Origin of the sequence: Actinoallomurus acaciae (assembly GCF_042429965.1) — a bacterium.
GTDB classification, from domain to species: Bacteria; Actinomycetota; Actinomycetes; order Streptosporangiales; family Streptosporangiaceae; genus Actinoallomurus; species Actinoallomurus acaciae.
In genome coordinates this window covers 1-25,013 of the sequence record NZ_JBHLZP010000063.1, presented here as the reverse complement: position 1 = coordinate 25,013, position 25,013 = coordinate 1, and the positions used below count along the sequence as shown (strand labels likewise).

The window sequence follows — 25,013 nt, the reverse complement described above, 5'->3', positions numbered from 1 at the left end:
GCTATGGGCACGCCTCAGCCAGCGCATCCTCGCCCTCAACACCGCCATCTGGCACAACTGGCTCATCGACGCACCCATCAAACGATCACTCACCGCCTACGACCACTAACCACCAGCCCACACACAATTCCCATCAACGATCTAGGCAATGTTCTCGTACGGGCCGCGGGCGGGCACAAACTGACTGGACCAAATGAGAGAGGGTCGATCCCCTTTACAGGGAACCGACCCCCGGGTGATCAGACTCCCTACTTAGGTTGAGTAGACCAGATGCGGAGAGCGATCATTACTATGATACGTCTTCGAGTAGTGGCCTGGTATGCCTCTTCCGATCGGAGCCGCGTTGGCTTCGATCGGGCACTCGCGTCTGGGCGTGGACGATGCGGGACGCTGGGATGGTAAGGTCCCGCGACCGCCTACCGATCAAGGTCACCCGGCCGCCAGTCTGGCCCCATCGGAGATCTCCTTGTGACATGGGCGATGAGGAGTGTGCGGGAGGGTGGTGCTGGATGAATGATGACCTTGTGGCGCTGCTCTTCGATGTCGTGAGGCGGCAGGAGGAACGTATCCAGGCTGATGAGTACCTGGCGATCCTCATTGTCGAAGGACAGCGCAAGCTCGTCCTCACCGAGTACGACTACCTGCGCGATCGGAAGGCTGCGGAGGCGTTTGAGCGACGGGCCGCGATTCACGCCCGCAAGATCGCAGCGATCCGGTGGGTCTTCTCCGTACCGCAGGTGTGGGTGATCAACGAACGCGACGTGGAGGTACGAGCCGTCTCGCCACACCCGCTGCGGCCAGGAGAGCAGGAGGCCATCACCTGGATGGGCTTCGACCAGGCAGACGGTGTGGACTACGGCCGCGTCCCCTACACGCGCCGGCCCAGCGGTGAGCCCGTCTTCGGCGAGCCCGAAGTATTCACCGTGCCAGTGTTCTCTGGTGACCTCATGCCCGGTAACACGCTCTTGCGCAGCCTGATGGATGACGACGCGTCTTGATGTGAGCTGGTTGTCGTTATGTCGTTGAGGCCAGCCAGCAAATCGAGATCAAACACTTATGGTGCTCCGACCATCGCTTCAGCGAAGCTTGTGAGGCGCTGAACTCGGGCCGTAATCAGGACCTGCTGGCTGAGAAGTTCCGGGACTACCGCGTAACCGTTCATCTCGATCTGTTGCATGACCTTGGCTGGGCTTGTCATGGCCAGTATCCGCGGACGGCACCAGACGGGTCAGAGGGGGCGTCGCCGCCGAGGAGGAAGGCGGAGCGGTCCAGGTCGGAGCGGAGGGCTTCCAGCCCGCAGCCGGGGTGGCCAATCCAGGTCGCCGATGACTTCACCGGCGAGGCCGCCACGTTGTGCCAGACCACGCTAAGCGGTGCCGAATAGAGGCATTTCAAGACGCCGGCGCGCCCCTGCTTGAGAAGTCCGGCTGGGCCGCCTTGGCCCGAGAACAAGCGCGAGATCGTGACGCGGCTGTGGAGCCACGACAACCGGGTCTCTCCGTGACGGAAACACCGCCTGGGGCCGTCTTGCAGGCCATCAACACCCACACCCACCACGAGCAGACCGCAGGTGGCACCGGACGCGTCGAGCGCAACACCCCGCGCGGGCCATCACCGGTGGCGTGGAGGAACTGGGCCACATCACCACACAGGCGCTCAACTACGTCCGCAGCGAACCGGTCGCCAAGGCCGTCTGAACGGGCGGCTCGCTGCGGATCCAGCCGAGCGGGTCTTTAGCGAGCCCACGGTCTACAGACCACCCATGCCGACATGAACAGAAAAATTGAGCGAATTGATCATCAACCCGGTCAATAAGGAATGGCTCACCGGCGTGCTGAACAGCCTAGGCCACACCGCAGATGAGGTCGCGGCCACCCTGCGCGCAGCGGGGATCACTGGCAAGCGTCGCAATGGAGTCCAATGCCCGACCGCACTCTATGCCCGGGCGAAGGCGAAGGAACGGGTTCCGTCCGCGTCCCGCGTGGGCGTGTGGGTCGGATGGGAGGCGATCTGGGTCCGGATCTGCCGCGCGGACCGTAAGGATTTGGTGTGTGTCGAGCGGCCGCAGGCGGTGAGTGACTTCATCGAAGCCTTCGACAGCGGAAGCGATTACTCCGATCTCCTCGACGACGCGTGAGCGCCGGGCTGGGCAACGCCCGGCAGCCGGTGTTGGAGGAAGCGACTCCCCCCGGGGCCGTTCCCTCCTCGACATCCGTGCTGGGGGAACTGCTTGCAGATCCTCAGCACCGTTTCTTCACCGAAGGAGGTGACAAGCGATGAGAACCCCGTCCGAGTTCGAAATCAGACAGCTCACCGATCGGCTGCTGCCCGAGGTAGTGCGCGATTGCCCGGCGCTGACGCCAACCCGCCAGGTGATTTGGACGGCTGATGAACACCTTGCTCCGCACGACCGCCACAGCCGTATCGACGGGACCGTTCGCCCAGGAACACCTCGCCTACCTCGACCACGCCGGAGACCGGCTGCGGGGCCGGGCGATCGAGTACCGCGCCCCACATTACGGCGCTGACGGCCAGATCACGCAGGTATTCGTGCTGGGGACGCTGGGTTGGCCCACGATCTGGCGCCTGCCGCCACCACAGAACATCGACCGTCACCGGGGCAGGCCCGTTCGTCGGCTCACCCGGCCGTGGGGCGCCTTCGAACTGCGCGATGACGGTGCCGAGTGGCGGATCTTCTGGCTGGATCGCCGGCATGAGGACGCATGGGCCGCCAGCCGTGCCTACAGCAGTGCCGCAGAAGCCGCCGCCGAGCTCGCGTTCATCGAGGCTTCCCACCGGGCGCACCCGCCGACCGGCGTTCACCACGCCGGAGCGAGGTGATGATCGTGCCAGAACCCCGCGCATATCGAGTGAGGCGAGCGCTGAAGCACAGCGAGCTTACGGCGACCCTCGACGCGGTGGAGGCCGCCAGGAGCACCAAGGAGATCCTCGCCGCTGTCGTTCAGCATGTCTTCGGCGCGCTTTTGATGGCCGTCGGGGATGCCCTGGCCAACTACGGCCTCGACCGCACGCTCGATCCTGCCGAATACGCGATCCCCGTCATCCAGCGGAACGCGATCATCAGCGCCTGCCAGGACCGCGCCGATGCCTTTGGCGCCCGCGCTGAGATCGCGCTCGCGCTGGCGAACCTGATGCCGGATGGCTACGACGATCCCACCGTCACCGTCGCGCTGCGCCCGACGATCGACCACCGGCCACGCGAGCACGTACTGACTGTCTTGCGTGAGGCCACCGACGTGATTGCCGCGGCCTCAGCCCACTGCGACAAGATTGGCGCGTTCTTCGGAAACGGATCTCTACAGCACCTGCGTGCGGTCCTTACCTTGCAGCGCGGCATCTGCACCGTGTTTTCGATGGCCTTCGGCGCCGGGACGAGGATTACCCGTCGTGGACCGATGTCCCTGCTGATCACTTCCTCCAGCGGCTACGTCTACGGGCTCGACTTCCATCCCGATCCCCGGATCTGCCTCAACCCCGGTTGCGGTGCCTTAATCGACGCCAACACGCCCCCTTCTCAGACCGCTTCCGCGCCGTGCCCCGCCGGTCGGCATCGCCCCTCCTACCCGGCGGAGGCTCCCCAGCCCGGCGTCTGGCAACTGCACTCCTGACCGTTGAGGCCGTCGGGCCGACATCCCTTCGGAGGAGCCAATGAAACCGCGTGATCGGGTTCACCGCAGGCAAGGCCATCGGTGCGCCGATGATGCCGGCAACCGGGGAACGATCACTGGCATCGACCAGCGTGGGCCCGATTGGGCCAGCACATTAGTGACGGTCCGCAGCGACGACGAAACCCAGGACACCTACCAAGCTGAGGAGTTCCACCGGATCTGGTGGCTTGTTCCACGCTGGGAGCCCGATGCCTTGTCCTGGTGGCCGGATATTCCCCGCGCCGCGCCGAGCGGTCGGCCCATCCGCACTCTCGATACCGCCGAGACCAGGCAATACCGCTACCGGCTCGCGGGCAGCGCAGGCCGATGGTTCATCATCCGTGAACCGGCTCAACCCAGCGTGGAGGAGACGGTCCTCCGCACCCGGTTCTTCCCTAATCAGCGAATCGCCTACGAGGTCTTCGTTCACCTCGCTTTCGAGGCGTAGGGACCTCTTCTGCGCGGCGCCCGATGCGCCGCTGACATCGCGCTTCTGGGCTTCATTGCATACGACCACGTCTTCGGAAAGCGAGTTTTTGATGCCTTACACGATCACCTGTCGTTATCACGAGGGTGACAACACGGTCCGCGATCCGCGGCAGTGGGAGGATTTCGGCGATGCCGCCCGGCAACGCGCTACCTTCGCCGAGGAAATGGCGAGGAGCCTGTCGCCTCCGCTCGACGAGGCGGAGAAGTCCTCGGTGCAGGCTTTCGTGGCTCTTCACAGATGAGGGTGTAGCTGCGGGCCCGGCTTGTGGGTCTTGGGCCACCCCTCTTGCTGTCGTTGGGAGTTTCCACCCCGAGAGCGCAGCCTTGCACGTTTGGGCCCGCGGCTGAGACCTCTTGTCGGGCCGTGCTGATGCCAGGCTGATCGAGGTGGATCAACACATCGAGACTCCCTCCTTCGATGTCCGCCCCGGGATGCCCCGCGAACGCCGTTGGTGCCGACGGCCTCGATTGCGTAGGCATCAGCTCCTTCGGTGGCGGCGGGACTCAGTCGTTGGTGGACGGCCCTGGTCCAGTCGCGGCGTACCGGGCGGCGATGGTGCGGACGGCCTCGTCGACTACCTGAGCGACGCGTTCGGCGCTTACCTCCCAGCCTGGCACTAGGAGTGTCGGCCAGAAGACGTAGTTGGAGATCATGCCCAGGAACTGGGTGGCTGCGAGGTCCACGTCCTCGACCCGCACCGTTCCCGCCTCGTGCTCAGCCAGGAGGTAGCTGCGTACGAACTCGAAGTAGGGCATCTTCCCGTGTGAGAACTGCGCATGGGCCAGTTCGGGGAACCGCGGCAGCTCAGCGATGACGATCCTGAACAGGTCGGTCATCTGGGCGCGGCCCAGCAGCTCGGCGTAACGGCGACCGATGATGCTGAGCCCGTCAACGACGTTGCCCGCCGGCGGAGGATCCTCCTCCTCAGCGGTCGACCAGGACTCGGTCACGATGGCATCGAACAGGGCAGCTTTGCTCGGAAACTGCTTGAACAAGGTGGCCCGCGAAACGCCCGAGCACTCTGCGATCCGCGCCAGCGACGTCCGGTCGTAGCCCAACTCGAGAAACAGCGCGGTCGCGGCCGTCACGATCAGCGCGCGCTTCTCCTGGGCGACGCGCTGGTGATACGTCGTCACGCCCCTGCTCACGGGCCGAGCATATACGAGGTGAGTGGCTTGACTCGCCACTGCCGCCGACCTAGTGTCGAGGGGATGGTGAGTCACCCGACTCACCACTGGCCGCCGTTCATCACTGGCGATCCCGGTCATTCACCCACGTACCGAAGGAACATTTGATGCCCCGCTTCGACAACCAGACCGTGCTCGTGACCGGTGGGAGCGGCGGCCAGGGCTCGAGCCACGTGCGCGCCTTTCACGCGGAGGGAGCGAATGTGGTGATCGGCGACATCGACACGGAACGCGGCGCCGCTCTCGCCGACGAGCTCGGGACCCGCGCTCGCTTCGCCCGCCTCGACGTTACCGACGAGAGCTCGTGGTCCGCCGCTGTGCTAGCCGCCGAGAGCGCCTACGGCGCCCTGAACGTGCTCGTCAACAACGCGGGCGTGCAGAATCCGCCGGCAACAATCGAGCACACGGAGCAGGCCACGTGGTCACGCATCCTCGACATCAATCTCACCGGGACCTTCCTCGGCATCAAGGTCGCCGCCCCCGCTCTGCGCCGCGTAGCAGGAGGAGCCATCGTCAACGTCGCCTCGACCATGGGCCTGGGCGGCACGGCTCACTACGCGCCGTACGTCGCCAGCAAGTGGGCCGTGCGAGGCCTCACCCAAACGGCAGCACTCGAGCTCGGCCGCGACCACATCCGCGTGAACACCATCCACCCCGGCGTGATCGCGACCTCCTTCATCCACGAACCAGCAGCCGGCGCCACCGCGGCAATCGCCGACTTCTACTCACCCGAGCCGTTCGCCATCCCCCGACTTGGAGAGCCGACCGACGTCACCCGGCTTCTCCTGTTCCTCACCTCATCAGACGCGTCGTTCATCACGGGGTCGGAGTACGTCATCGACGGTGGACTCCTCCTCGGGCCCGCCCTTCAGACCGAAACCGCATGAGCACTCCAAACACGACCGGATGGAACGACTCCGTACGGGACGCGTCTTTGTCGCACCTGCCCGATTACATCCGGCGAGCCATCGAGATCACACCCGCCGCAGGCACCAGCGAACGGATCATCGACATCACGACACTCGGGCGCCGCACCGGCCGAGCACGCCGGATCGAGATCTTCTTCTACCGAGCTGCGGGCATCACCTACCTGTGTAGCGGCGCCGGCGGTGCCGCGACCGACTGGCATGCGAACCTTCTCGCCAATCCCAACTTCACCTTCCACCTCAAGAATGGGATCCGCGCAGATCTGCCTGCACGGGCCACGCCTGTCACCAACCCAGCTGAACGTCAGGCCGTGCTGGCGGAGATCGTGGCGGATCTCAATCAGCCCCACGACCCCGGCACCATCCGACCGACTCGGCTCGAAGACTGGGCCGACAGTCGGCTGATGCGCATCAGCTTCCGCCATCGGTCGTGATCGCGGCCCCTCGACAGATGACCTACTCCCAGGGACTGGGGTGTAGTCGTGGCTAGAGCCAGCTCTTCGCCAGATGAGGGTGTAGCTGTGGCGCGGCGGCCCCGGGATAGATGTCGAGGTCCTAGAGGGAAAGGCTCCTACACGCTCATCCTGAAAGAACCGCCACGTGCCCGACGCCACCGTCGGTGAGCGCATAGATGCGTTCGCCCACTCCGATCTGACAACCTTCTGCCGCCTCGACGAGCTTGGGCTCGTCGTCACCGGCCAGCGCCTCGAGCCCGAGCGCGCAGTCCTCGCGTGCCGGGTCGTAAAGCCCGACCGTTGGTGTCACCGCTGCGGCTGTGAAGGGACCCCGCGGGACACCGTGACCCGGCGCCTGGCCCACGAGCCGCTCGGCTGGCGGCCCACGACACTGCTGGTCACGATCCGCCGGTACCGATGCGGTGGGTGCGGCCATGCGTGGCGCCAGGACACCTCACCGTCGCCCGGATCACCGAAGGGCTCGGGGTCGCGTGGAACACCGCCAACGACGCCGTCCTCGCCGAGGGCAAGCGGGTCCTGATCGATGACCCGGCACGGTTCGACGACGTGTTGGTCATCGGTGTAGATGAGCACGTCTGGAGGCACACCCGGCACGGCGACAAGTACGTCACGGTCATCATCGACCTCACGACGATCCGCGACGGCACCGGCCCGGCACGGCTGCTCGACATGGTCGAGGGCCGCTCCAAGCAGGTGTTCAAGACCTGGCTCGCCGCACGCACAGACGCCTGGCGCGACGGCGTGGAGGTCGTCGCGATGGACGGGTTCAGCGGCTTCAAGACCGCCACCACCGAGGAGCTCCCCGACACGGTCGCGGTCATGGATCCCTTCCACGTGGTCCGGCTGGCCGGCGACGCGCTCGATCGGTGCCGGCGCCGGGTCCAGCAGGCCATCCACGAACACCGCGGCCACAAGGGCGACCCGCTCTACTCCGCGCGCCGGACGCTGCATACCGGGGCCGGCCTGCTCACCGACAAGCTTTCGTCGCCGAAGCCACCCGGACCGGTGTCGCTGTTCTGCCAGGGAAGGTCAGCTACCGCATCGTCGAGTTCACCGTCGCCCCGCCGGTCCAGCGGCCAGCCGGCTCAGATCCACCGGACTCGGTCGACTGGCCGATGATGGGCCGCCTCGCCAGCCGTCTCCAGCAACACGCCACCGAACTCGATCACACCGCTGGCGTCGCCCCCGCGCACGATCCCAACTTCGACGCATACGGCCGGGCGCGGGCTGCACTGGATGAACTCCTCGAGGTGTACGTGGCACTCAACACCCACCTACAGCCCCGCTCCAGCACCTGACCCCGGCACGCCCCTCAGTACTGCCCCGCCGGGCGACGACGCCATGTCGAACCCGGCCACCCACGACCCGCCCGACGCCGTCGAGCCCTTATCGCCCGCTCCTGAACCGAGTTACTGCCATGAACGAAGCCGACCAGCACCGGCAGCGACCAGCACCGGCAGGAGGAGAGGATCCGCCACCTCTTGGCCCTGGCGCATCATCCCGACACCCCAGAGGCAGAACGAGAAGCCGCCTTCGCCCGCGCCGGCGCGCTGACGCTGAAGTACGAGATCGCCGAAGCCGATCTCAACCACGACCACGACCGCCCTGCAGAACAGATCGTGCTGTACGACCATCCGGTCACCGGACGCGGCGGCCACGGCCGCGAGCGAGCCTGGGCCCTTGGCACCGTCGCCCAGGGCATGGGCTGTGAGACCGCCTTCCTCAACAACGACTCCAGCAACCGGATCCGCCGGGTCCGGATCGTCGGGCCCGCCTCCACCATCGAGAACCTCAAGATCCTCCTGCCCGCCGTTTTGGTGCAGATGGAGGGCTCGGCCACCAAAACCGCCCGCGCACACGCGGCCAAGCTCCCCGGCTGGCTCACGCCTCGCGAGCGAAACCGCGACTACTGGCAGTGGCTGATATCAGCAGGTCCGATTTAGCGGGAGCACGTGGTGGGCGGAATCCCGCTACCTGGGCAGGGATGATGAGCCGGCAGCTCGCGGGCCGGGCCTTTTCGCGAGGTGGTCGCGTGGTTCAGGCGTCGATGGCTGTCTCGATGAGGCGTTCGAGCTGGACGGTGACGCGGTCGAGAGGGGCGATGTCGCGTTTGGCGCGGCACATCGCCACCGTGCCCTCGACCGAGGCGACGATCAACGTGGCCAGGTGTGCCGCCCCGTCGGCGGTGACGCCGTGGTCGCGCAGGCGGGAGGCCAGCAGGGTTTCCCATGCGGTGTAGACCTCGGCGGCGGCGTCCAAGGCCTCGGGGTCGGCGTCGGCGGGCGGTTCCTCCACCGAGACGGCCAGGACCGGGCAGCCGGCCCGAAAATCACTGTCGAGCACCGTCTGCCGCCACAGGTTCAAGAAGACGCGTAGTCCGGCGACCGGGCCGGCGTCCAGTCCCTGGCGCAGCAGGGAGGCGACCAGGTCACCGGCGAATCGGACGGCCTCGGCGGCCAACTGCTGCTTTCCCCGCGGGAAGTAGTGGTAGGTCGATCCCAGGGGGGCACCGGAGTGGGAGGCCAGATCCCGCACCGTGCTGCCCGCCAGGCCGCGTCGCCGGATCAGATCGGCGGCTCCGGCGATGATCCGCTCCCGTTGCGGCGGCATGGACACACCCCCATTGATATGACGACCGTTATATCTTACGGTGATGCCCTGTTTATAACGCCTGTTATAACTCCTCGCATGGAGGCCGGCATGCCGATGATCCAGCTCACCGCTCCCGTCGGGGCGCTCACATCCGAAGGCCGCGCGCGTGTGCAGCGCGAGCTGGCGCGGGTGCTGCTGCGCTGGGAAGGCGCTCCCGATACGGCCTTCTTCCGGGCGCAGGCATGGAGCTACCTTCACGAGTTGCCCGAGGGCGCGCAGACGACCGCCGAGGACGCCCAGCCACGGTTTCGCGTCGATGTGACCGTCCCGGCCGGGGCGCTGTCCGAGCGCCGTAAGGCCGGACTCGTCACCGATGCCACCGAAGCGGTTCTGGGGGCCGTCGGGCTGGACGAGTCCGACGCTCTGCGGATCTGGGTACTGATCCATGAGCAGCCCGAAGGCACCTGGGGTGCGGGCGGATCGATCATCCGCTACGCCGACCTGGTCGCGCTCGCAGCCGGTCAGGGGCAGGCCGCCGGTGCGTGAGCTGCGGTTCGAGCGCAGCGGCCGGCTGGCATGGCACGAGCGTGACCCGCTGTCGCTCCAAGACGGTGGGGACGCGATCGTGCGCCCGTTCGTAGCCGGCCGCTGCGACGGTGACACACTGCCGATCCACCGGCCGGTCTCCCGCGCGTTGCAGGCGGGAATCGCACTCGGAATCGTCGACCCGGTCGTGGCGTGCATCTGCGGATCGGTCCCGTTCAAGGGGCCCTTCGCGATCGGCCACGAATGCGTCGCCCAGGTCACCGCGGTCGGAGCCGAGGTACGGAACGTGGGGGTCGGGCAGACGGTGGTCCTGCCCTGGGCCATCTCCTGCGGCGTGTGCTCGCGGTGCCGGCGGGGCCTGACGTCCAAGTGCGCCACCACGACGGATCGCACGCTGGCCGCGTTCGGGTTCGGCCCGGCCAGCGGGCCCTGGGGCGGCGTGATCGCCGACCAGGTCCGTGTCCCGTTCGCCGACCACATGCTCGTCCCGGTACCCGACGGGGTCCCCGCTCCGCGCGTCGCGGCGGCCGGTGACAACCTCGCCGACGCCTGGCGCGCCGTCGTACCGCCCCTGGCGGACCGGGAGGGCGGCTCGGTTCTGATCCTGGGCGGCGGCGCCAAGAGCATCGGGCTGTACGCCGCAGGGCTCGCCGCCGCCCACGGCGCGAGCGTCGTCGACTACCTCGACGACAACCCCCGGCGCAGAAGCGTCGCCGAATCCTTCGGCGCGCGAACCCGGCCGCTCACCGCGCCACGCCTGAGCAGCAGCCGGCGCACCGCCGCGACACGGCGCCGATACGACGTTGTCGTCGAGGCCACCTCACGTGCCGCCGGACTCCGGCAGGCCGTACACGCGCTGGCCCCGGGCGGCGTATGCACCGCGGTCGGCTACTACCTGGCAGCCGGGACGCGCGTGCCGCTGATGCGCATGTACGCGACCGACGCGACCCTGCGCGTGGGCGTCTCCCACGTCCGCGCGGTGCTCCCCGCCCTGCTGGACTTCGTCCAGCGCACCGGTTTCCCCGCCGAGCGGGTCACCACGCTCACGGCCGACTGGAACGACGCCCCGCGCGCCTACGCCGCCCGGACCACCAAGGTCGTGCTGCGGCGCGATCCACTCACCCTCGACAGCGGGACCAACTGATGATCAGCTTGCATCACGCCCACCTCATGGCCACCGACATCGATGCCACGATCGCCTTCTGGTGCGATGGTTTCGGCGCCCAGGTCGTCCACGACGTCGAGTTCGCGGGCGCCCGTAACATCTTCCTGCGTATCGGAACAGGCCGTATCCACCTGTACGACCAGCCGCCCAAGACCGTCGGTCAGGGCACCGTTCACCACATCGGCGTCCAGACCGACGAACTTCAGGCCGTCGTGCAGCGCCTGCGTGCCCTCGGCGTGTCCGTCACCGACATCCGCCACGAACCCGCCGCGGCCTACGCCATGGCCCAAGGGCCCGACCGGCTTCTGGTCGAGATCTTCCAACCCGACCCCACCGCCGTTCCCCCCGAACTCCGGGACTACTTCAGCATCAGCCCCGCAGGCCTGTCCGAGGGGTGACCGCAAGACAACGCTGAAGACTCGGTGCCCACCGCGTAAGGTCGCGGCTGGAAGATGATCTTTGTCAGCGTGGAACATTCTTGGTGCACAGGGCCACATCGCCGCTCGTCAGGGACATTCGTCGGTAGCCCCGGGTCCCCTATGACGAAACACCTGGCCGGACACGACCTTATCCGCTGGCGCATGTCCACCCGCAGCGAGCCCACGGCCAACTGCGTCGAGGTGGGCCCTGCTCACCGGCGGCCAAGGCAGCGGCGCCAGGGTCGACGTCCGGAACTCCAAGACCCCAAGTTCGGGCAGCGGAAGCTCGACCCGACCACGTGGGCCTGCCTTGTCACGGCGGCGAAAGAACGAGCGGCTGGCGTGACCGGCCAGCCCCACGCCGGACCCGGCATAGCGTCCCCTCGATCGATGCGGACGCATGCGAGACGTTGACCGGTCTGTCCAGGACGTAGCCAGCGAAGTACCGCCACCTGATGCAACATCTGACGGTTGGTCCGGCTGAGGCGCCCCGAACCCTCCGGACAGCTACCCAACTAAGATTGGGTAATCCGGGAAGGAAGACAGTTTGCCACAACACCGCAGGAAGTTCTCTCTCGAGTTCAAAGAAGAGGCCGTGAAGATGGTGGTCGAGACTTCTCGTCCGATCGCCCAGGTCGCCAAAGAACTCGGTATCCATGAGGCGACCCTTGGCAATTGGGTCAACGCCTACCGTCGCGACCATGCCGACGACGAGCCGGCGTTGACCGTCAGTGAGCGTGCGAGGCTTCGTGAACTTGAGCGTGAGGCGCGGGAACTTCGCATGGAGAACGAGTTCCTGAAAAAAGCCGCAGCATACTTTGCCAAGGATCATCGGTGAGCGACAAGTTCGAGTTCATCGACGTGGAGTGTGCTGCCAACATCGCTACGAACACCGAATCCGCGCTGTCCATCGTCAAGATGTGCGCACTCCTGGAAGTGTCCCGCTCCGGATTCTATGAATGGCGTGGCCGGCCGCTGTCCGCAACGGCCGAGCGACGCGAAGAGCTCAAGTTCTTCATCAACCAGTCCTTCGACGAATCCGACGGGACCTACGGGTACCGGCGAGTCCACGCGGACCTGGTCGACTGGGGTGTCCCGTGCGGGCCCGAGCTCGTCCGCTCCTTGATGCGCGAGCTGGGCCTGGAGCCCTGCCAGCCCAGGCCGTGGCGGTTCAGTCTGACCGAAAGCGACGGGCAGACCCATCACATCCCTGATCTCGTCCAGCGTGACTTCACCGCCGACGCCCCCGGGCAGAAGATGGTCGGCGACGTCACCTATATCGAAACCTGGGAGGGGTGGGTTTATCTGGCGACCGTCATCGACTGCCACACCAAATCCGTGATCGGGTGGGCGATGGACGACAACTATAAGACACCTCTCATTGAGCAGGCCATCGAAATGGCTGCCCGAAACCACAACCTCGCCGATCAAGGGATATTCCACTCGGACCGCGGCAGCAACTACACCTCCGCCAGGTTCGCCGAAACGCTGAAGAGGCACAAGCTCAGACAATCGGTCGGACGAACAGGAATCTGCTACGACAACGCAATGGCCGAATCCTTTTTCGCCGCGCTCAAGAACGAACGGTCCACCGCACCCAGTACCCCATGCGAGCACATGCGTATCGCGATATTGCTCGGTACATCGAACTGCGCTACAATTCTCGACGTCGCCACTCAGGACTCCAGCACCGGACCCCACAGCAGGTCTACAGCGAGTACCTGAACCGGCAGCTCGCAGCGTGAATTAGCCGTTAATTAGCTGTCCGGAAAACACGGGGCGCATCACTGACCACGTTCAGTACCTTCGGCTTCGAGACCACCCGCCTCTTGGAAGACGACTCCCTCCTCGAAGCCGGCCTCAACGCCCTCGCCAGCCTCGTCCTCGGAATACTGGCCGCCACCATCGGCTACGCCATCGGCGCAGCGCTGTGACTATCTGCGCGAGCACTCCGAGCAGAAATTCTCATGTCACGCAGGTCGGTGACCGTCATAGAAGGGCTTGACCATCACCGGACTTTGAGCACCTGCCAGACGCAGGATCGAGGCCAGCGGCAAGGTTCCGCAGCGGTGGCGTCAAATCGCCTCAGGAAGCAAGTTGTCGCCGGTGAGCCGGACCGGGACCAGCTTTCAGCGGTGTCAGGCGGGGGCGAGTTTGGAGCTCAGCGCTCCGAGGGTGCCCGGTGAGGACGGCGAGACGAAGCAGTAGCTTTGAGGCGGGTGGAAGGGCTGCTCGCCGCGCAGTTGCTGCAAGGTGACCGGCTCGTCGAGAAATGCAGGGTCCTCGAGGGTGATCGCGGAAACGGAGTCGGCACCACGAAGATAGGCGTCGTATTCCGCTCGGGTGAGTGCGACACTTGCCGCGTGCCGGGTCCAGATTTTCTGTGGATCATCACGCTCGACATTGCGAACTCTCGCGGTACCGATAATGGCCATTACCGGAGAACTGGCATAAATAAGGACGGCGGCGCCGGGCGCGAGGGCGACTCGTTGACGCCTGAGTTCTACGGTTTTGATGCCGCGAAGGATGGCTTGAGCGAACCTAGGCTTCAGCGACAGCAGGATGGCCTGCCTGGGTCGCTCTGTTCCCATGGACATCTCCGCAGTAGATCGTCTTGAACAGTTCCGCACTGATCCTACGCGGCCCTTGGATCGTACCGGAGAGGCCCCCTTTCGTAAAGATCTTCCGTATTTCGTCTCCAGACGGCGGTGTGTCGAAGATTTCTGTGTGTGTAAATCTGAGGGCTTGGGCCTTGCCGTGCTTGGCGGCGGAGAAAATGTCCTGCTGTGTCCAAACGCCGAGCCTGCCGAAGCGGGTGTGAAGTGCGACGGGTGTATCGACGACGACTTCTTCGAGCAGGGAACAACCGATGATGGATGGCGGGCCCTTCAATGTGCCTGTTCCCTGGCTTTTGTACCAGAGCAGCCGGGCCGGGGCCGACAGTTTGGGCCCGTTGGGGCTGCGGTAGTAGACGTGTTCGCGGCCCAGGCCCCAGTCCTCGGTGCGGAACAGGGGCAGTGTTGGCGGGACGTCGAAGAGTACCGTCGACCAGCGCGGCTGGATCGGCAGGATGTAGACGGGTAGTTGCGCGTCGGTGACCTTGGCGGGCCACAGAGTCCGTTCGACCTCCGCCGCCGCGAAGATACCCATCTCGGCTCGCAGTGCGAAGCTCAGCCGGAATCCGGCTCGCCGTGCCGCCTCCTCGGCGGCGGCCTGTACCTGGGAAGCCGGGCCTACCCGATCGATTACCAACGCGATCAGCGCACTGTCGGTCTCGGTGAATCCGTCGGTCAGGGCGGTCCGGCGTACCGCCGCGGCCAGGTGGGGATCGGTGATCGCCAGGATCTTCGTCTGGTGTCGCCGGCACTGGTGCCGAAGATCGGACAGCGTGTGTTGGACGATGGTGCCGCTGATCGGGTGCCGGGCGTCCACGCGCAGGAGCGGGACCTCCAGACGTTCGTTGGCGATGCCCGATACGCACAGCAGGACGGGTCTGCCCTCCGGGTCACGGATGAGGGTGCGGTTCCAGTGGCCGGGCACGGTCGCGGCCGTGAGCAAGGCATTCAAGAACGCCTTCTTCGTCTCGCGTTCGGCGACGTTCTGGAAGGTGGTGAGTTCGTCCTCGCTCTGCGCGGAGACCTCGTGACGGCTGTAGCCGGTTCCGTGTAGGTCCGAGGGCCGGTAGGAGTCTGGCCGGGTGAGCTCGTCGATCCGCAGCACCACATCTGCCGGTCGTAGCACGCTGATTCCCAGAGCGGCCTGGGCCGTGCCGTTCGCTAGCTGGAGCAGGTGTTCGTCACGGGTGACGAACACCTCCGCACCACATGCCGCCGCGTCACCGAGGTGCTTGGCATCCTCATGGTCCTGCGCTGTGACGGGGTATGAGGACTGCCTCGTCCTCGCGAGCTCGATCCACTCGCGGGTGAGCTCGGCTGCCCGCCGCCGGTCGCCGTGGGCTTTGATGTAGCCGTGGGCCATCGCCGCAAGGTACCGGTTCCGGGCTTGATCATCCTCGATCCCGGTCACCTCGTGGTAGAGCTGCGGCGTAGCGATGAGTTGCAGCTTGTCAGCGAGATGGTCCTCGACCAGGCTGAGGCTTTCCCAGGCCCCTTTGCGCCCTGGCCGGTCGTGCAGGTCGCGGAGAATGTTGAGGTCGATCGCCGCCCGCAGCAGCGGGGAGGCATCAGGAGTAAGAAGATCAACGTGCCCGGGATTGTTGCGGTACCAGACCACTATGGTCGCCCTGTCGGCGCCTCGGCCCTTGATCTCCAGTCGTGGATGGAAGCCCAGGCTCGTCCACATGTCGGCGAGCTTGTAATCCTTACGGCAGTTCGCTCTGATTCCTGAGCGCGTGTGGTAGAGCTTGCTGATCTCCTCGACAAGTGCACGTGCGATGCCTTGCCTGCGGTGCGATGCGTTCACGACCAGGTGGGTCAGGGTGACCTCGTTACGCGGAAGGCCGTACAGCGCGTAGCCGATGACCTCGGCGTCTACCGAAGCGACCAGCAGACGCTTATTGCGGGCGGCGTCCGCGTAGGCCGCGCGGGGGAGAAGCCCAACGGTCTTGCGCGCTTTGTCGCCCAGCGCGATGGCCTCAAGCACCCGAGGGTCTGATGCGCCGATCAGTTCGAACTCAAGCTCCTCCATATGTTCCCTCCAGAAGGAGCTATATCATCAAATCCCCCTACTGTCAGCTTTCCCCCATTTACGGAAATCTTATCTATTCTTTTTGTACTGTAGTAGGGGTTATACGCTCCTGCTGGTGTTGTCCGGCCCGTGCCGCTGCCAGAAGCTGCCGTGCGTCTTGTGAACGGGCTGCCGGACACCAGGCGTTGGCCCCCAACCGTAACGGCTCGGCGGACTCACATGCCCTTCGATGCACCGACGCGCGGCAGTAGCCACGCCGACTGGCGGGGTGGTTCTTCCGGGGTATACCTCGAACAGTTCCTAGTCGACGGCGACATGCTCGAGCGAGAACGGGCTGACGCGAGATCTACCACCTCATCACCTCACCGCGCGCTGCGGTTGCATCAGCGGCTTGACGTCCATGAGGGCATCAAACTCGGACCACGTCCAGAATGACGCATGGTGCTTAACCCACTGATCGCCGAACAACCGGTAGGGAGTCCCGTCTTAAGTTGTCGTGGGGAACAGTGGGTCATGCGCAACATCGTCGGACCAGTAGTTGAAGCGATTGCCGAGCACACTCAAGAATGCTTCGGGAACAACCGGGCTGAGCCGGACCTCCAACCCCCATGCCTGTGCAGTAGCAACCCCGGCATTCGCGAGGTAAAACCACATCTGGTCGACCGTGAATGCCTCGTCCGGCGTAACAGGGTCGCTCGACTGCTCCTCGGCGAACATGAGCGCCCGGAACCGCTGCACGTCCGCGCTGCTGATGCTAGTCGTCATGTTAATGCCGCGTGCGACCGCTCGCCTGTTGACAACGATGTTCGCCACGGAGGTGAGCAGGTGCCAGTCCTTCCACCCTCCACGGCGTAGTTCGCCAACCGTAGCCATAAAGGTTTCGCTCGATGCAAGCCTTTCGAGCGTCAGTCTGACCGGCGCCCGCAGGGTCTCGTACCTTGACGTGATCATCCGAAGGGCCTCGGCGCGGTCGTAGCTTGCCGCAGGCTGCTCGAACGACTGCTCTGCGAGATCCGGTATCGGCTCGGGTTTGCATGTGACTTCCGGGGCGAGGTATGTGCCGTCGAGCCTGCGCAGGTCATCGAAGAACGCTTCCTTGTGGACGTCGACGAGCTCGTCGTACGGGCGGACGCAGGCCAGCATGTGGGGCAATCCGCGCTCGAAGGTTCGCTCCATCACTGCGACGAAGCCGGCCCGGCTCAGAAGCGACTGTGTCGCGATTGCCTGCATTGCTGCCGTCGTGACCTCAAGCTGACCTGCGTCGACGTCGAGGACTCCACTGCGGGTAAGTGTGACTAGATGGGCCGTGCCGCCGCGGTCAGCTTGCTCGACGAACACCTCGCTTCTCGGTACCTGATCCAGGGCCACATCGACCTCGATGGTGATAGCTCCGGGGACGAGGAGCAGGTCCTCACCGGCGAGGTCAGCCAGCGCGATCTGGGTTGCTGCGACGAACCGCTCGGCGGCCAGGACGTGTTGTCGATCGTTCCGAGTCTCCACGGTCCAGACGTTGCCCAAGGCGCTCCAGGTGTACCGGCGGGTGGGGCCTGCATCCGAGAACGGTCGCCCCAGTCCCCTGTTATCGGCCATCTTTGCGGTCTTTGCCTCGTCTGCAGGCTCCATGGAGTCGGCGCTCTCAAGGATCGGATCCGTCATGAGATTCAGCTGTGTTGACTCGATGACCGGCTCGATGAGGTGGAGGAAGGCGGGACGGAGTTCCCTCGCGGTGCGGAGAATGAAGCACTGGTCGATGAGCATGTCGTGGAAGTACGGGTAGCGCTCGAAACTCCAGGGGTCGCCAGCCAGCGCTCCTTGCGCCCAGATTCCGATCCTGAAGGTCTGGGTAGCGGTCAGCCACTGCCCGGCGAGGTGCTCGCAGGTCGCGGCGACGATGAATCCGCGTGCCGTCAGGACCGCGAGCTCGGGGTCACCGTTTGCTCGAGCGATGCTGGCGGCGCTCATGGCGTACTGCTTGGCGGCGAGTGGGAGACGCAGGTCGTAGTAGACGCGGGCGGCCAGGAGCATCATGAGGGCAGCGCCCTCGGTGGATTCGCCGTGCAGCCAGTCCATCTTCGCCGCGTGAATCTCTCGCAGGGCGTCGATCGGTCGTTTGGCTTGGAGGAGAGCGAGGGCACGGGATTGTGCCCGGTCTCCGGCTGCCGCGAGGCCGGCGCGCTCGACGGTCGCTTGGTCCAGTGCCTGCCGGACGTCCGGGTAGTCGTGGTGGTCGACCAGAAGCGGCGCGGTCATGTCGAAGATCATCGTGACCTCGTCGATCGGGACGAGTGGCGTGGACGGCAGGAGGTCTACCAGTTCGGCCAGATAGTTCATGCCCTTGTCGAGGTTGCGGGCCCCGCCGTCGGTGGGCGCCGACGGCAATGGGAGCCCGTTCTGCTTTGCCCGGCTGAGGGACCGATGGATCTCGGCTACGTCCGGCACGGTGCGAGGGTCCACGTCACGCATCTCCTCGGTCGTGAGACTCGTGGGGCCGTGGGAGAGGATGGCGGCGGCACACAGCAGCTGCGCTCGCGCGTTCGGCCCGTCCGTGCTGGCCAGCATCCGATCGACTGTTTGCTCAAGGTTGTCGAGCCATGCGCCTGACTCCTCAGGGTCTATCTGGGTCAGACTGCGGGGCTGCATTGATTCGATGAGCCTCAGGAGAGTGATGGAGTCCACGACGACGCCGGGGTCGGGGTCTTCGGTCTGTTGCCGGCCGAACAGGTCGCGAAGTACCGGATCAACCGGTAGGAGCGTGCTCATCCCGAAGGCTGTGGAAATGACGAGCTCGTACTCGATCCGGCTCAGAAGCGCAGGGTCGCCGCTTGCAGCCTCACGCAAGCGACGTGCAGCGACGAGCCAATCCGGGAGGTCGGCACGAGCCTCGATGTTGAGCGCGGAGAACCGGAGGCCTTCCCGCAGGTCGACTAGTTCACCGACCGTGCCGGCGAGCTTGCTCTGGGCCTCGCCAGTGTGCTCGGTCCTGGAGATACCAGTCCGGCAGTGTGGCTTCTGTCTGCGGTCGCTCAGGAGCAAGAGACGACGGGAGGTGGAGGTAGTCGACGGCCAAATAGAAGAGGTCGTGCGAGGCGAGCTCATCGGCGATCGCTTGCGCATCCCAAATATCGAGCGCAACCGAGTACGTGTCTCTCGCGAGCTTCTGGAGCTCGTGGCGCTTGGAGACGTTCACAGGAGCGACCGTGAAGTAGATGACCCTGTCGACCGGTGCGCTGTCCGTGCAGATTTTGGCCAGGTCGGCGCGGACCTTTGACGGGATGTCATCGCGTTGTGTCGTCACCGCGATCACTACGTCTTCATCCGTCACGAGTGCGGTGGACAGAGAGCTGTCCGGCAGCTCGGAAGCGATGATGCTCCAATAGCTCTCGCCGTCTCGGCCGTCGTCGCCGCCAGCAGCGACAGGCCCCGTGGCTGGCATCACGTTGCTGGCGATCCTGCGGCGAGTCAGGCCCAGGCACAGATGCTCGAACGGATGATGCGCATTCGACTCGCCCAGAGTCTCAAGATGGAACCGAATCTGCGTCGCAAGCTGGGTGGGCGATTCCAACGATGAGGACCTCTCGTGACATGGGCTATCAGTTTGCCTGAAACCACCGACAGGATCCGGCGCACTGTCCACGAGTGTGCCGATGTCTGGGATGACGAAAACGCATGGCCGTCAGGCGCCAGGGCGACCGACCCATGCCAAGTGTCGCTCCGCAACGAACGCGTCCTGGTTGAGACGGCCCTTGAGGATTCCGACACGTGTCCACCCCTCGACGACCTGGAGGCCAGCATCTGGCGGCGCGAGCAAGCTGCGGTCGATCAGGACCGGCCAGCGCTTCCAGGTGCCGTGGAGCTCCCACATCTGAGCAACGCCGATGTGGGCGCCCGAGCTTCGCACGCTGATCCAATGCTCAGGGTTCGCTGCAACCTCGTCGATGACTTCATGGTCCGACGGGCCCGTTGGCATCGCCGCGATATCTACGGCTCGCAGCGCTTCGAGGTCCCAGCGGATCTGCAACAGATCAACATCTCCGTAATCCCGGAGAAACGGACCCTTGTCGGAGTGGTCGTACAACCACTGCTCCACGACTTCAGCCGGCCAATGGAGGCCGAGCACACGGTCGGCTCTCTGGAAGGCAGCGAACCCCTCCCCCGATTCACGACATGCGTCGGCGATGGCGGTGAAGTCAGACAGGCGCATATGAAAACCTTGATCGCAACGGGTCTCGTTCTGAAGTCGTTCACGGTCCATACGCATCATCTGCCTCAGCTAGATCTCTTGGGTCACACAGCCAGTCGTCACCGTTAAATTCTAATGCCATGCCCGAAGATCACGGTTTATCACGGCCGGGTAGCCGGCCGTCATGAAATAGGGACTCTTACGACGTCCACTCATCGGCATGAGCGGATGCATCGCCAGCCAGTTGGCCATCACAAACATGCAGGTCATGCCCGTTCCCATCTGTGTGGCTTCCCCAGGCGGTTCGGACCTGCGCAGCGGCTTCTCAGTCAGAGTCCGCCAGCGAGACCGGCCTGCTTGACCAATCGCCCCCAACGCTCACTGCGCCCGAACTCACTCGCTATTGCCTTCCCCGCCGGAAGGTCTCCGTCAGGAGTGCGATTAGCCACCGCCCACTGCCACGCCTGCCGCTGAATCCCCGAGCCGCTCCGGACGCCTCCTCGGGACCGCGAACGTCCTACGCGAGTTCCATCGGATGTGCCGCGCTGGACTCCGTCTGAGAAACCTATGTCGTCGGCGCTACCCTCCGTCTGAGACTTCCCTGAGCCATTGGGAGAATCCGCTGGACTCGTAGGAGCTTCATATGACGACGCCGTTGTCGGACCAGGAAGCGTATGAGATTCCTCAGAGTCCATATGAGCCGCCTCGGACCTCGTATGAGGCACGTATGAGCCAATGCTCTCGACCGTAGTTTCCCGCGTACTGGTATGTCTGATCTGCCTCATAAGTAGCTCATAAGAGCCGATGAGAGCGCAGCTTGGCCATCCGGCGATCAGCCGACCGACTGCCGAGGGCTCGGCGACGGCGACGTTGGCAGCCAGGCTGGCAGTGCTGCCAATAATGAGCAGAGTCCATGGGAGCAAGCCGCTGCGCCTGCCGTGGCGGGAGTCCAGGAGCAGGGACATCGATGAGGCAGCGATCATTCCATCAACGGAGATCGGCAGTAGGGCAGCGGTCCACGACGTCTCGCCGTATCGCCTAACGAGCAAATACATGTGCTTGTACGAGATAATCGCCACGATTACCGCCAGCACGATCACACTCACGGTCGTCGCCCAACGGATCGCCCGCTCGGCGCCGCCTTTTCCTTCCGTCGCCATACCGATCAGCCCTCGACACTGTCGTCGACCAGCGCAGCAACATTAAGCTGGACATCTCCGAGAGGAAGGACAATATAGGCAGAAGGTTCATCACCCCCCGCCGTATTGCACCCATCTCGCCGAAGACAGGCCGACGCTCGGATCGAACCGCTCAGCGCGAACCTCGCTTATGAGCAGGGCCAGGTAGGGCGACGCTCTCTTCGACGATCAGAAAGCCGGGATGCGACATTCCCTTGTTCTGCGGGCTCTGCACCTTCCGCGCCCTATGCATCCCTGTTGGGACTTCAGGCGAGATAGAGGCCGACGACCCTATTGCATAAATGCTTGCTCGAGGCTGCCGGTTGCTCCAGCTTGTTTGACAAGACGGCCCCAGCGTTCCCGACGCCCGAACCGTTCGGCAATCGCTTTACCGGAGGGAAGTTCTCCAGTCGGCGTACGGTTGGCGATCGCCCATCGCCACGCACTGTGTTGCAGCTCAGATGCCGGACGTCGCGGTCGTGAACGGTCTCGGTCCGCTTTACCCGGATCACGCGGATGGACGACATCGTCTGTGTCTGGTTCTAGCCCTTCGGTGCTGTCCGTCTGAGCGTCGTATGAGGCTCTGATCAGATCGGCAGGTGCCGTATGAGCATCGTTTGAGGGAGCCTCGTCGCTGGTCAGCCTCGTATGAGGCACGTATGACCCGACCTCGTTCGCCGCGGGGCCCGCATCAGGCACCGGTTGCGCGAGCGGCGTCTTCCGGGCGGCAGCATGCCTGACCTGGCGCATCAAGAGCTCATATGAGCCGATCAAGGCAGCCGACGGCCACGCGGCGATCAGCCGGCCCACGAGCGAGGGTTCGGCCACCGCGACGTTGGCGGCCAGGCTCGCCGTGCTCCCGATCACCAACAACGTCCAGGGAAGGAGGCCACTACGCTGGCCGTTGCGGGAGTCGGCCAGCAGGGTCATGGACGAGGCAACGATCATCCCGTCGACAGAGACCGGCAGTAGGGCCGCGGTCCAGGAGGTCTCTCCGTACTCCAGGACCAGCGTGCGCATGTGCTTGTACGACAGCACCGCGGCGATCCCCGCCAGCACCACCACGCTGAGGGTCGTCGCCCACCGGATCGCCAGATCACCCGAGCGCGTCACCGCTCACCACTCCCGACACCGTCAACGCCGGTTCCCTCGGACTGATCAGGGCCAGCCGGTATGGATGATGCGGCTACGCCCGCTGATCCAGCGCCCTCACCTGGGGTTTTCTGGCTGCGGTACCCGTCCCTGCGGATCTTGGCATGGACCGGGGCAACCTGAATGACAGGCCCCTCGATTAAGGGCGAAAGGTTCTTATTGTGTCGGGCTGGGTGCGCCAATCCCGACAGTTCCCGGAGCTTCTCGGTGCCTACGTCGATGTAGGCGCTGGGGAGGCGGAACACCGGCTGGATGTGGTGGCGTCCGGTTACGCGGACTTCGTGGATCAGGGATCTGGAGGAGCGCCTTGCGGACGGCAGGTACGCCGTGCTGGACCGCTTCCGGGATGCGTTCTCGTACCTGCGGAGGTCGGCGAGGGCGTCGAGCGGTTGTTGTCGTTCGGCTCGGCGTCCGGTCATCGCGGCGACGGCCTTTTCGAACAGGCCGACATTCTGGTAGATGGCCAGTAACGCGTCGATGACGGCGGGCGCCACGACGTGTCCCGCCGTCGCAGGTACGGTCAAGAGTTCCAGTGCCCACCGGCCGTACGTCTGGCTGGCAGGGCTGGGGGCTTCTGGCAGGCGCACCACTCCTGACCGGCCCGCTATTCTCTTTGCTTCCGGCCCGGCGTACGCCGCCGGGGCGCCGCACGCGGGGGGAGCGCATGGAACACCGACCGCGGGCCGGGGCGACCCGTCGGGGCCGGGTGCCCGACCAGGTCGTCCACCGGGCGGTCCTGGAGGAGCTGCTGAGCGTAGGGTATGCCGGGCTGACCCTCGACCGGGTCGCGCAGCGGGCGGGCACGGCACGCGCCACGCTGTACCGCCGCTGGCCGGACAAGCGCCGCCTGATCGCCGACGCGGTCGCGGGCGCGCTGCCTCCGCTGGAGGCGCCGCCCGACACCGGTGACGTACGCGAGGACCTGCTGATCTGCTTCGAGCGCATGCACGACCTCCTCGGCGCGGCCGGTCGGCTCGCGGTGCAGGCCGTGGGTGCCGAGCTGCACGACGCCACCGGCAACGCGTTCACCGACCTCGTACGCGAACAGGTGCTGGAGCCCCGCGTCCAGGCCATCCTCGACGTCCTGCTCCGCGGCGCCGCGCGCGGCCAGATCCGCACCGAGGCCGCCGTACCGGTCCTCGCGCGCACCGGCCCGGCGCTGCTGCTCCAGCACCTGCTCATGTACGGCCGGCCACCGCACCGGGCGCTCATCGAGGAGGTCGTCGATCGCGTCATCCTGCCCGCCGCCGGGGCCGGATGAGCGGGCGGCGTCGCCGATCAGATCCGGTGGAGCCGGTTGGGAAGGGAGTTGACCTCCTCCACGCCGTCCTCGGTCACGATGACGGTGCCGCCCAGGTTGACCCGCCGGCGCCCGAATACGCAGTTGGGTTCTAGCGCGAACGTCATGCCCGGCTCCAGGACCAGCTCGCCTCCGACCGTGGGCACGCCGCCGACCGGCCCGTACCGCTCGACGCCCGGCGCCTGCCCGGCGGGCAGGCCGCATGCGGTGAAGGCGTCCAGCGGGTTCAGGCTGTGGATCAGCGGGGTGAGGTTCCAGCCGCCCGCGTCCCTGATCGGCGCGAACATCGCGTGGGCGACCTCGGCGAAGGTGACGCCGGGCCGGATGGCGGCGATCGCGGCGTCGTACCCGGCCCGCGCGGCCTCGGCGGCGCGCGCCGTGTCCGGGTGCGGCTCGCCGAGGACGACCGTGAGCTGCTGCTGCGTCTCGCGCAACGCGTACACCGGGAACAGCTCGGCGAGGACGACATCGCCGTCCGCCAGTACGCGGGGCGGCCGCGCCCGGTAGGTCCAGCTCGGCGGGCCCCACTCGATGCTCTCCCCGCCGGGTGCCACCACGAACACGCTGCCGCCGTTGTGCGCGCCGGCGCGCAGCGAGGCCGCGACGCCCTCCGCGTACGGGACCGTCTCCGGCACTCCGGGGGCCGTCGCCCCGATGATCGCCTCGCACATGCGCTCACCGGCGAGGCCGCACCAGCGCACCAGCGCGCGCTCCTCCGGGCTCAGGCAGCGCGTCAGCGCGAAGAAGTCCGCGTCCACAGGGACGAAGTCCGCCCCGGGCAGGGCCTCGGTGAGCCGGCGCCAGGTGCCCGCGGGCACGATGCCGTCGGGGTGGAACGCCTTCGCGCCCAGGCCGACGACGCCGATCCTGGAGGTGGCGAGCCCGCGTTCGCGCACGCACGCCGCGACGAAGGCGCCGCCCCGCGCGGCGCCCGCGGGCAGGTCGCCCGCGTGCGTGACGAACTGCTCGGGCTCCAACCAGCGCTCCTCTCCGCGCACGCCCGCCTCGTAGTGTCCGCCGACGGTGAGATGGACGGGCGCGAGCAGCCGGGGCGTCTCGTCGCGGAGGATCAGGACGACGCCGCCCG

General features: G+C 65.8%; 25 protein-coding genes and 3 pseudogenes. 17 read left to right on the top strand and 11 right to left on the bottom strand.

The genetic code is table 11. The features are described 5' to 3' along the window. The 7 genes and pseudogenes from ACFFNX_RS52370 to ACFFNX_RS11680 all read left to right on the top strand — a co-directional run. A pseudogene (locus ACFFNX_RS52370) lies at positions 1-109 on the top strand (IS982 family transposase); the annotation flags it as partial. 400 nt (positions 110-509) lie between these two features. Beyond that, the gene (locus tag ACFFNX_RS11705) at positions 510-998 is read left to right on the top strand and encodes a hypothetical protein (RefSeq protein WP_378199322.1); all 489 of its coding nucleotides are present in this window, start codon (positions 510-512) and stop codon (positions 996-998) included. Between the two features lie 785 nt (positions 999-1,783). Next, positions 1,784-2,137, top strand: a complete 354-nt coding sequence (locus ACFFNX_RS11700; RefSeq protein ID WP_378199319.1) for a hypothetical protein — start codon at positions 1,784-1,786, stop codon at positions 2,135-2,137. Positions 2,138-2,388: 251 nt separating this feature from the next. Further along, on the top strand, positions 2,389-2,841 hold the full coding sequence (locus tag ACFFNX_RS11695; RefSeq protein WP_378199316.1) for a hypothetical protein: 453 nt from the start codon (positions 2,389-2,391) through the stop codon (positions 2,839-2,841). Then, the gene (locus tag ACFFNX_RS11690; protein ID WP_378199313.1) at positions 2,841-3,629 is read left to right on the top strand and encodes a hypothetical protein; all 789 of its coding nucleotides are present in this window, start codon (positions 2,841-2,843) and stop codon (positions 3,627-3,629) included. The genes ACFFNX_RS11695 and ACFFNX_RS11690 overlap by 1 nt, the downstream gene beginning before the upstream one ends. A 40-nt stretch (positions 3,630-3,669) precedes the next feature. Beyond that, positions 3,670-4,116: a hypothetical protein gene (locus ACFFNX_RS11685; protein ID WP_378199310.1), complete on the top strand. Its 447-nt coding sequence runs from the start codon at positions 3,670-3,672 to the stop codon at positions 4,114-4,116. A 91-nt stretch (positions 4,117-4,207) separates the two neighbouring features. After that, entirely contained in the window at positions 4,208-4,399 is a 192-nt protein-coding gene (locus ACFFNX_RS11680) for a hypothetical protein (protein WP_378199307.1), read from the top strand. Positions 4,400-4,661: 262 nt separating this feature from the next. Here ACFFNX_RS11680 and ACFFNX_RS11675 read toward each other — a convergent pair whose 3' ends face one another. After that, a complete protein-coding gene (locus ACFFNX_RS11675) occupies positions 4,662-5,294 on the bottom strand; it encodes a TetR/AcrR family transcriptional regulator (RefSeq protein ID WP_378199332.1) in 633 nt (210 codons plus the stop codon). Positions 5,295-5,452: 158 nt separating this feature from the next. Between ACFFNX_RS11675 and ACFFNX_RS11670 the strand changes: the two genes are divergently transcribed. The 4 genes and pseudogenes from ACFFNX_RS11670 to ACFFNX_RS11655 all read left to right on the top strand — a co-directional run bounded on the left by ACFFNX_RS11670 (position 5,453) and on the right by ACFFNX_RS11655 (position 8,690). After that, positions 5,453-6,232, top strand: coding sequence for an SDR family oxidoreductase (locus ACFFNX_RS11670; RefSeq protein WP_378199304.1), 780 nt, complete (start codon positions 5,453-5,455; stop codon positions 6,230-6,232). Continuing rightward, entirely contained in the window at positions 6,229-6,705 is a 477-nt protein-coding gene (locus ACFFNX_RS11665) for a nitroreductase/quinone reductase family protein (protein WP_378199301.1), read from the top strand. The genes ACFFNX_RS11670 and ACFFNX_RS11665 overlap by 4 nt, the downstream gene beginning before the upstream one ends. A gap of 166 nt (positions 6,706-6,871) precedes the next feature. After that, positions 6,872-7,725, top strand: a pseudogene (locus ACFFNX_RS11660) (transposase); the annotation flags it as partial. A 491-nt stretch (positions 7,726-8,216) separates the two neighbouring features. Then, positions 8,217-8,690: a hypothetical protein gene (locus ACFFNX_RS11655; RefSeq protein ID WP_378199329.1), complete on the top strand. Its 474-nt coding sequence runs from the start codon at positions 8,217-8,219 to the stop codon at positions 8,688-8,690. A 94-nt stretch (positions 8,691-8,784) separates the two neighbouring features. Here ACFFNX_RS11655 and ACFFNX_RS11650 read toward each other — a convergent pair whose 3' ends face one another. Continuing rightward, complete coding sequence (locus tag ACFFNX_RS11650) at positions 8,785-9,357, bottom strand: TetR/AcrR family transcriptional regulator (protein WP_378199299.1); 573 nt, start codon at positions 9,355-9,357, stop codon at positions 8,785-8,787. 78 nt (positions 9,358-9,435) lie between these two features. Between ACFFNX_RS11650 and ACFFNX_RS11645 the strand changes: the two genes are divergently transcribed. The 5 genes and pseudogenes from ACFFNX_RS11645 (at position 9,436) to ACFFNX_RS11625 (ending at position 13,403) form a co-directional block, all read left to right on the top strand. Further along, complete coding sequence (locus ACFFNX_RS11645; RefSeq protein WP_378199296.1) at positions 9,436-9,885, top strand: tautomerase family protein; 450 nt, start codon at positions 9,436-9,438, stop codon at positions 9,883-9,885. Next, positions 9,878-11,029, top strand: a complete 1,152-nt coding sequence (locus ACFFNX_RS11640) for an alcohol dehydrogenase catalytic domain-containing protein (RefSeq protein WP_378199293.1) — start codon at positions 9,878-9,880, stop codon at positions 11,027-11,029. Before ACFFNX_RS11645 ends, ACFFNX_RS11640 begins: the two co-directional genes overlap by 8 nt. Further along, positions 11,029-11,448, top strand: a complete 420-nt coding sequence (locus tag ACFFNX_RS11635; protein ID WP_378199290.1) for a VOC family protein — start codon at positions 11,029-11,031, stop codon at positions 11,446-11,448. Before ACFFNX_RS11640 ends, ACFFNX_RS11635 begins: the two co-directional genes overlap by 1 nt. 568 nt (positions 11,449-12,016) lie before the next feature. Next, positions 12,017-13,214, top strand: a pseudogene (locus ACFFNX_RS11630) (IS3 family transposase). Positions 13,215-13,256: 42 nt separating this feature from the next. Then, positions 13,257-13,403, top strand: a complete 147-nt coding sequence (locus ACFFNX_RS11625; protein ID WP_378199326.1) for a CrcB family protein — start codon at positions 13,257-13,259, stop codon at positions 13,401-13,403. A gap of 204 nt (positions 13,404-13,607) precedes the next feature. On the opposite strand, the gene ACFFNX_RS11620 is transcribed toward ACFFNX_RS11625, so the two are convergent. The 8 genes from ACFFNX_RS11620 to ACFFNX_RS11585 all read right to left on the bottom strand — a co-directional run bounded on the left by ACFFNX_RS11620 (position 13,608) and on the right by ACFFNX_RS11585 (position 23,120). Further along, positions 13,608-14,060, bottom strand: a complete 453-nt coding sequence (locus tag ACFFNX_RS11620) for an ASCH domain-containing protein (RefSeq protein WP_378199287.1) — start codon at positions 14,058-14,060, stop codon at positions 13,608-13,610. After that, on the bottom strand, positions 14,011-16,116 hold the full coding sequence (locus tag ACFFNX_RS11615; protein WP_378199284.1) for a GNAT family N-acetyltransferase: 2,106 nt from the start codon (positions 16,114-16,116) through the stop codon (positions 14,011-14,013). The genes ACFFNX_RS11620 and ACFFNX_RS11615 overlap by 50 nt, the downstream gene beginning before the upstream one ends. Before the next feature lie 486 nt (positions 16,117-16,602). Beyond that, positions 16,603-19,149, bottom strand: a complete 2,547-nt coding sequence (locus ACFFNX_RS11610) for a hypothetical protein (protein ID WP_378199282.1) — start codon at positions 19,147-19,149, stop codon at positions 16,603-16,605. Beyond that, complete coding sequence (locus ACFFNX_RS11605) at positions 19,046-19,678, bottom strand: hypothetical protein (protein ID WP_378199280.1); 633 nt, start codon at positions 19,676-19,678, stop codon at positions 19,046-19,048. The genes ACFFNX_RS11610 and ACFFNX_RS11605 overlap by 104 nt, the downstream gene beginning before the upstream one ends. Before the next feature lie 111 nt (positions 19,679-19,789). After that, positions 19,790-20,368, bottom strand: coding sequence for a hypothetical protein (locus tag ACFFNX_RS11600; RefSeq protein WP_378199277.1), 579 nt, complete (start codon positions 20,366-20,368; stop codon positions 19,790-19,792). Between the two features lie 257 nt (positions 20,369-20,625). Then, positions 20,626-21,351, bottom strand: coding sequence for a DUF2637 domain-containing protein (locus ACFFNX_RS11595; RefSeq protein WP_446678513.1), 726 nt, complete (start codon positions 21,349-21,351; stop codon positions 20,626-20,628). A gap of 414 nt (positions 21,352-21,765) precedes the next feature. Next, positions 21,766-22,587, bottom strand: a complete 822-nt coding sequence (locus tag ACFFNX_RS11590) for a DUF2637 domain-containing protein (protein WP_378199271.1) — start codon at positions 22,585-22,587, stop codon at positions 21,766-21,768. Then, positions 22,584-23,120 (bottom strand): hypothetical protein, encoded by a 537-nt coding sequence (locus ACFFNX_RS11585; RefSeq protein WP_378199268.1) that lies wholly within the window; start codon positions 23,118-23,120, stop codon positions 22,584-22,586. Before ACFFNX_RS11585 ends, ACFFNX_RS11590 begins: the two co-directional genes overlap by 4 nt. Before the next feature lie 170 nt (positions 23,121-23,290). Here ACFFNX_RS11585 and ACFFNX_RS11580 point away from each other — a divergent pair, with 170 nt between their 5' ends. Next, positions 23,291-23,887, top strand: a complete 597-nt coding sequence (locus ACFFNX_RS11580; protein ID WP_378199265.1) for a TetR/AcrR family transcriptional regulator — start codon at positions 23,291-23,293, stop codon at positions 23,885-23,887. 17 nt (positions 23,888-23,904) lie between these two features. Here ACFFNX_RS11580 and ACFFNX_RS11575 read toward each other — a convergent pair. Then, the coding region (locus tag ACFFNX_RS11575; protein WP_378199262.1) for a M24 family metallopeptidase at positions 23,905-25,013 on the bottom strand (1,109 nt) is incomplete at its 5' end.

Coding starts and splice junctions, on each gene's coding strand:
- ACFFNX_RS11705 (WP_378199322.1), top strand. CDS start 510: ATGAATGATGACCTTGTGGCGCTGCTCTTCGATGTCGTGAGGCGGCAG.
- ACFFNX_RS11695 (WP_378199316.1), top strand. CDS start 2,389: ATGAACACCTTGCTCCGCACGACCGCCACAGCCGTATCGACGGGACCG.
- ACFFNX_RS11690 (WP_378199313.1), top strand. CDS start 2,841: ATGATCGTGCCAGAACCCCGCGCATATCGAGTGAGGCGAGCGCTGAAG.
- ACFFNX_RS11685 (WP_378199310.1), top strand. CDS start 3,670: ATGAAACCGCGTGATCGGGTTCACCGCAGGCAAGGCCATCGGTGCGCC.
- ACFFNX_RS11680 (WP_378199307.1), top strand. CDS start 4,208: ATGCCTTACACGATCACCTGTCGTTATCACGAGGGTGACAACACGGTC.
- ACFFNX_RS11670 (WP_378199304.1), top strand. CDS start 5,453: ATGCCCCGCTTCGACAACCAGACCGTGCTCGTGACCGGTGGGAGCGGC.
- ACFFNX_RS11665 (WP_378199301.1), top strand. CDS start 6,229: ATGAGCACTCCAAACACGACCGGATGGAACGACTCCGTACGGGACGCG.
- ACFFNX_RS11650 (WP_378199299.1), bottom strand. CDS start 9,357: ATGCCGCCGCAACGGGAGCGGATCATCGCCGGAGCCGCCGATCTGATC.
- ACFFNX_RS11645 (WP_378199296.1), top strand. CDS start 9,436: ATGGAGGCCGGCATGCCGATGATCCAGCTCACCGCTCCCGTCGGGGCG.
- ACFFNX_RS11635 (WP_378199290.1), top strand. CDS start 11,029: ATGATCAGCTTGCATCACGCCCACCTCATGGCCACCGACATCGATGCC.
- ACFFNX_RS11620 (WP_378199287.1), bottom strand. CDS start 14,060: ATGGGAACAGAGCGACCCAGGCAGGCCATCCTGCTGTCGCTGAAGCCT.
- ACFFNX_RS11615 (WP_378199284.1), bottom strand. CDS start 16,116: ATGGAGGAGCTTGAGTTCGAACTGATCGGCGCATCAGACCCTCGGGTG.
- ACFFNX_RS11600 (WP_378199277.1), bottom strand. CDS start 20,368: ATGGACCGTGAACGACTTCAGAACGAGACCCGTTGCGATCAAGGTTTT.
- ACFFNX_RS11595 (WP_446678513.1), bottom strand. CDS start 21,351: ATGTATTTGCTCGTTAGGCGATACGGCGAGACGTCGTGGACCGCTGCC.
- ACFFNX_RS11580 (WP_378199265.1), top strand. CDS start 23,291: ATGGAACACCGACCGCGGGCCGGGGCGACCCGTCGGGGCCGGGTGCCC.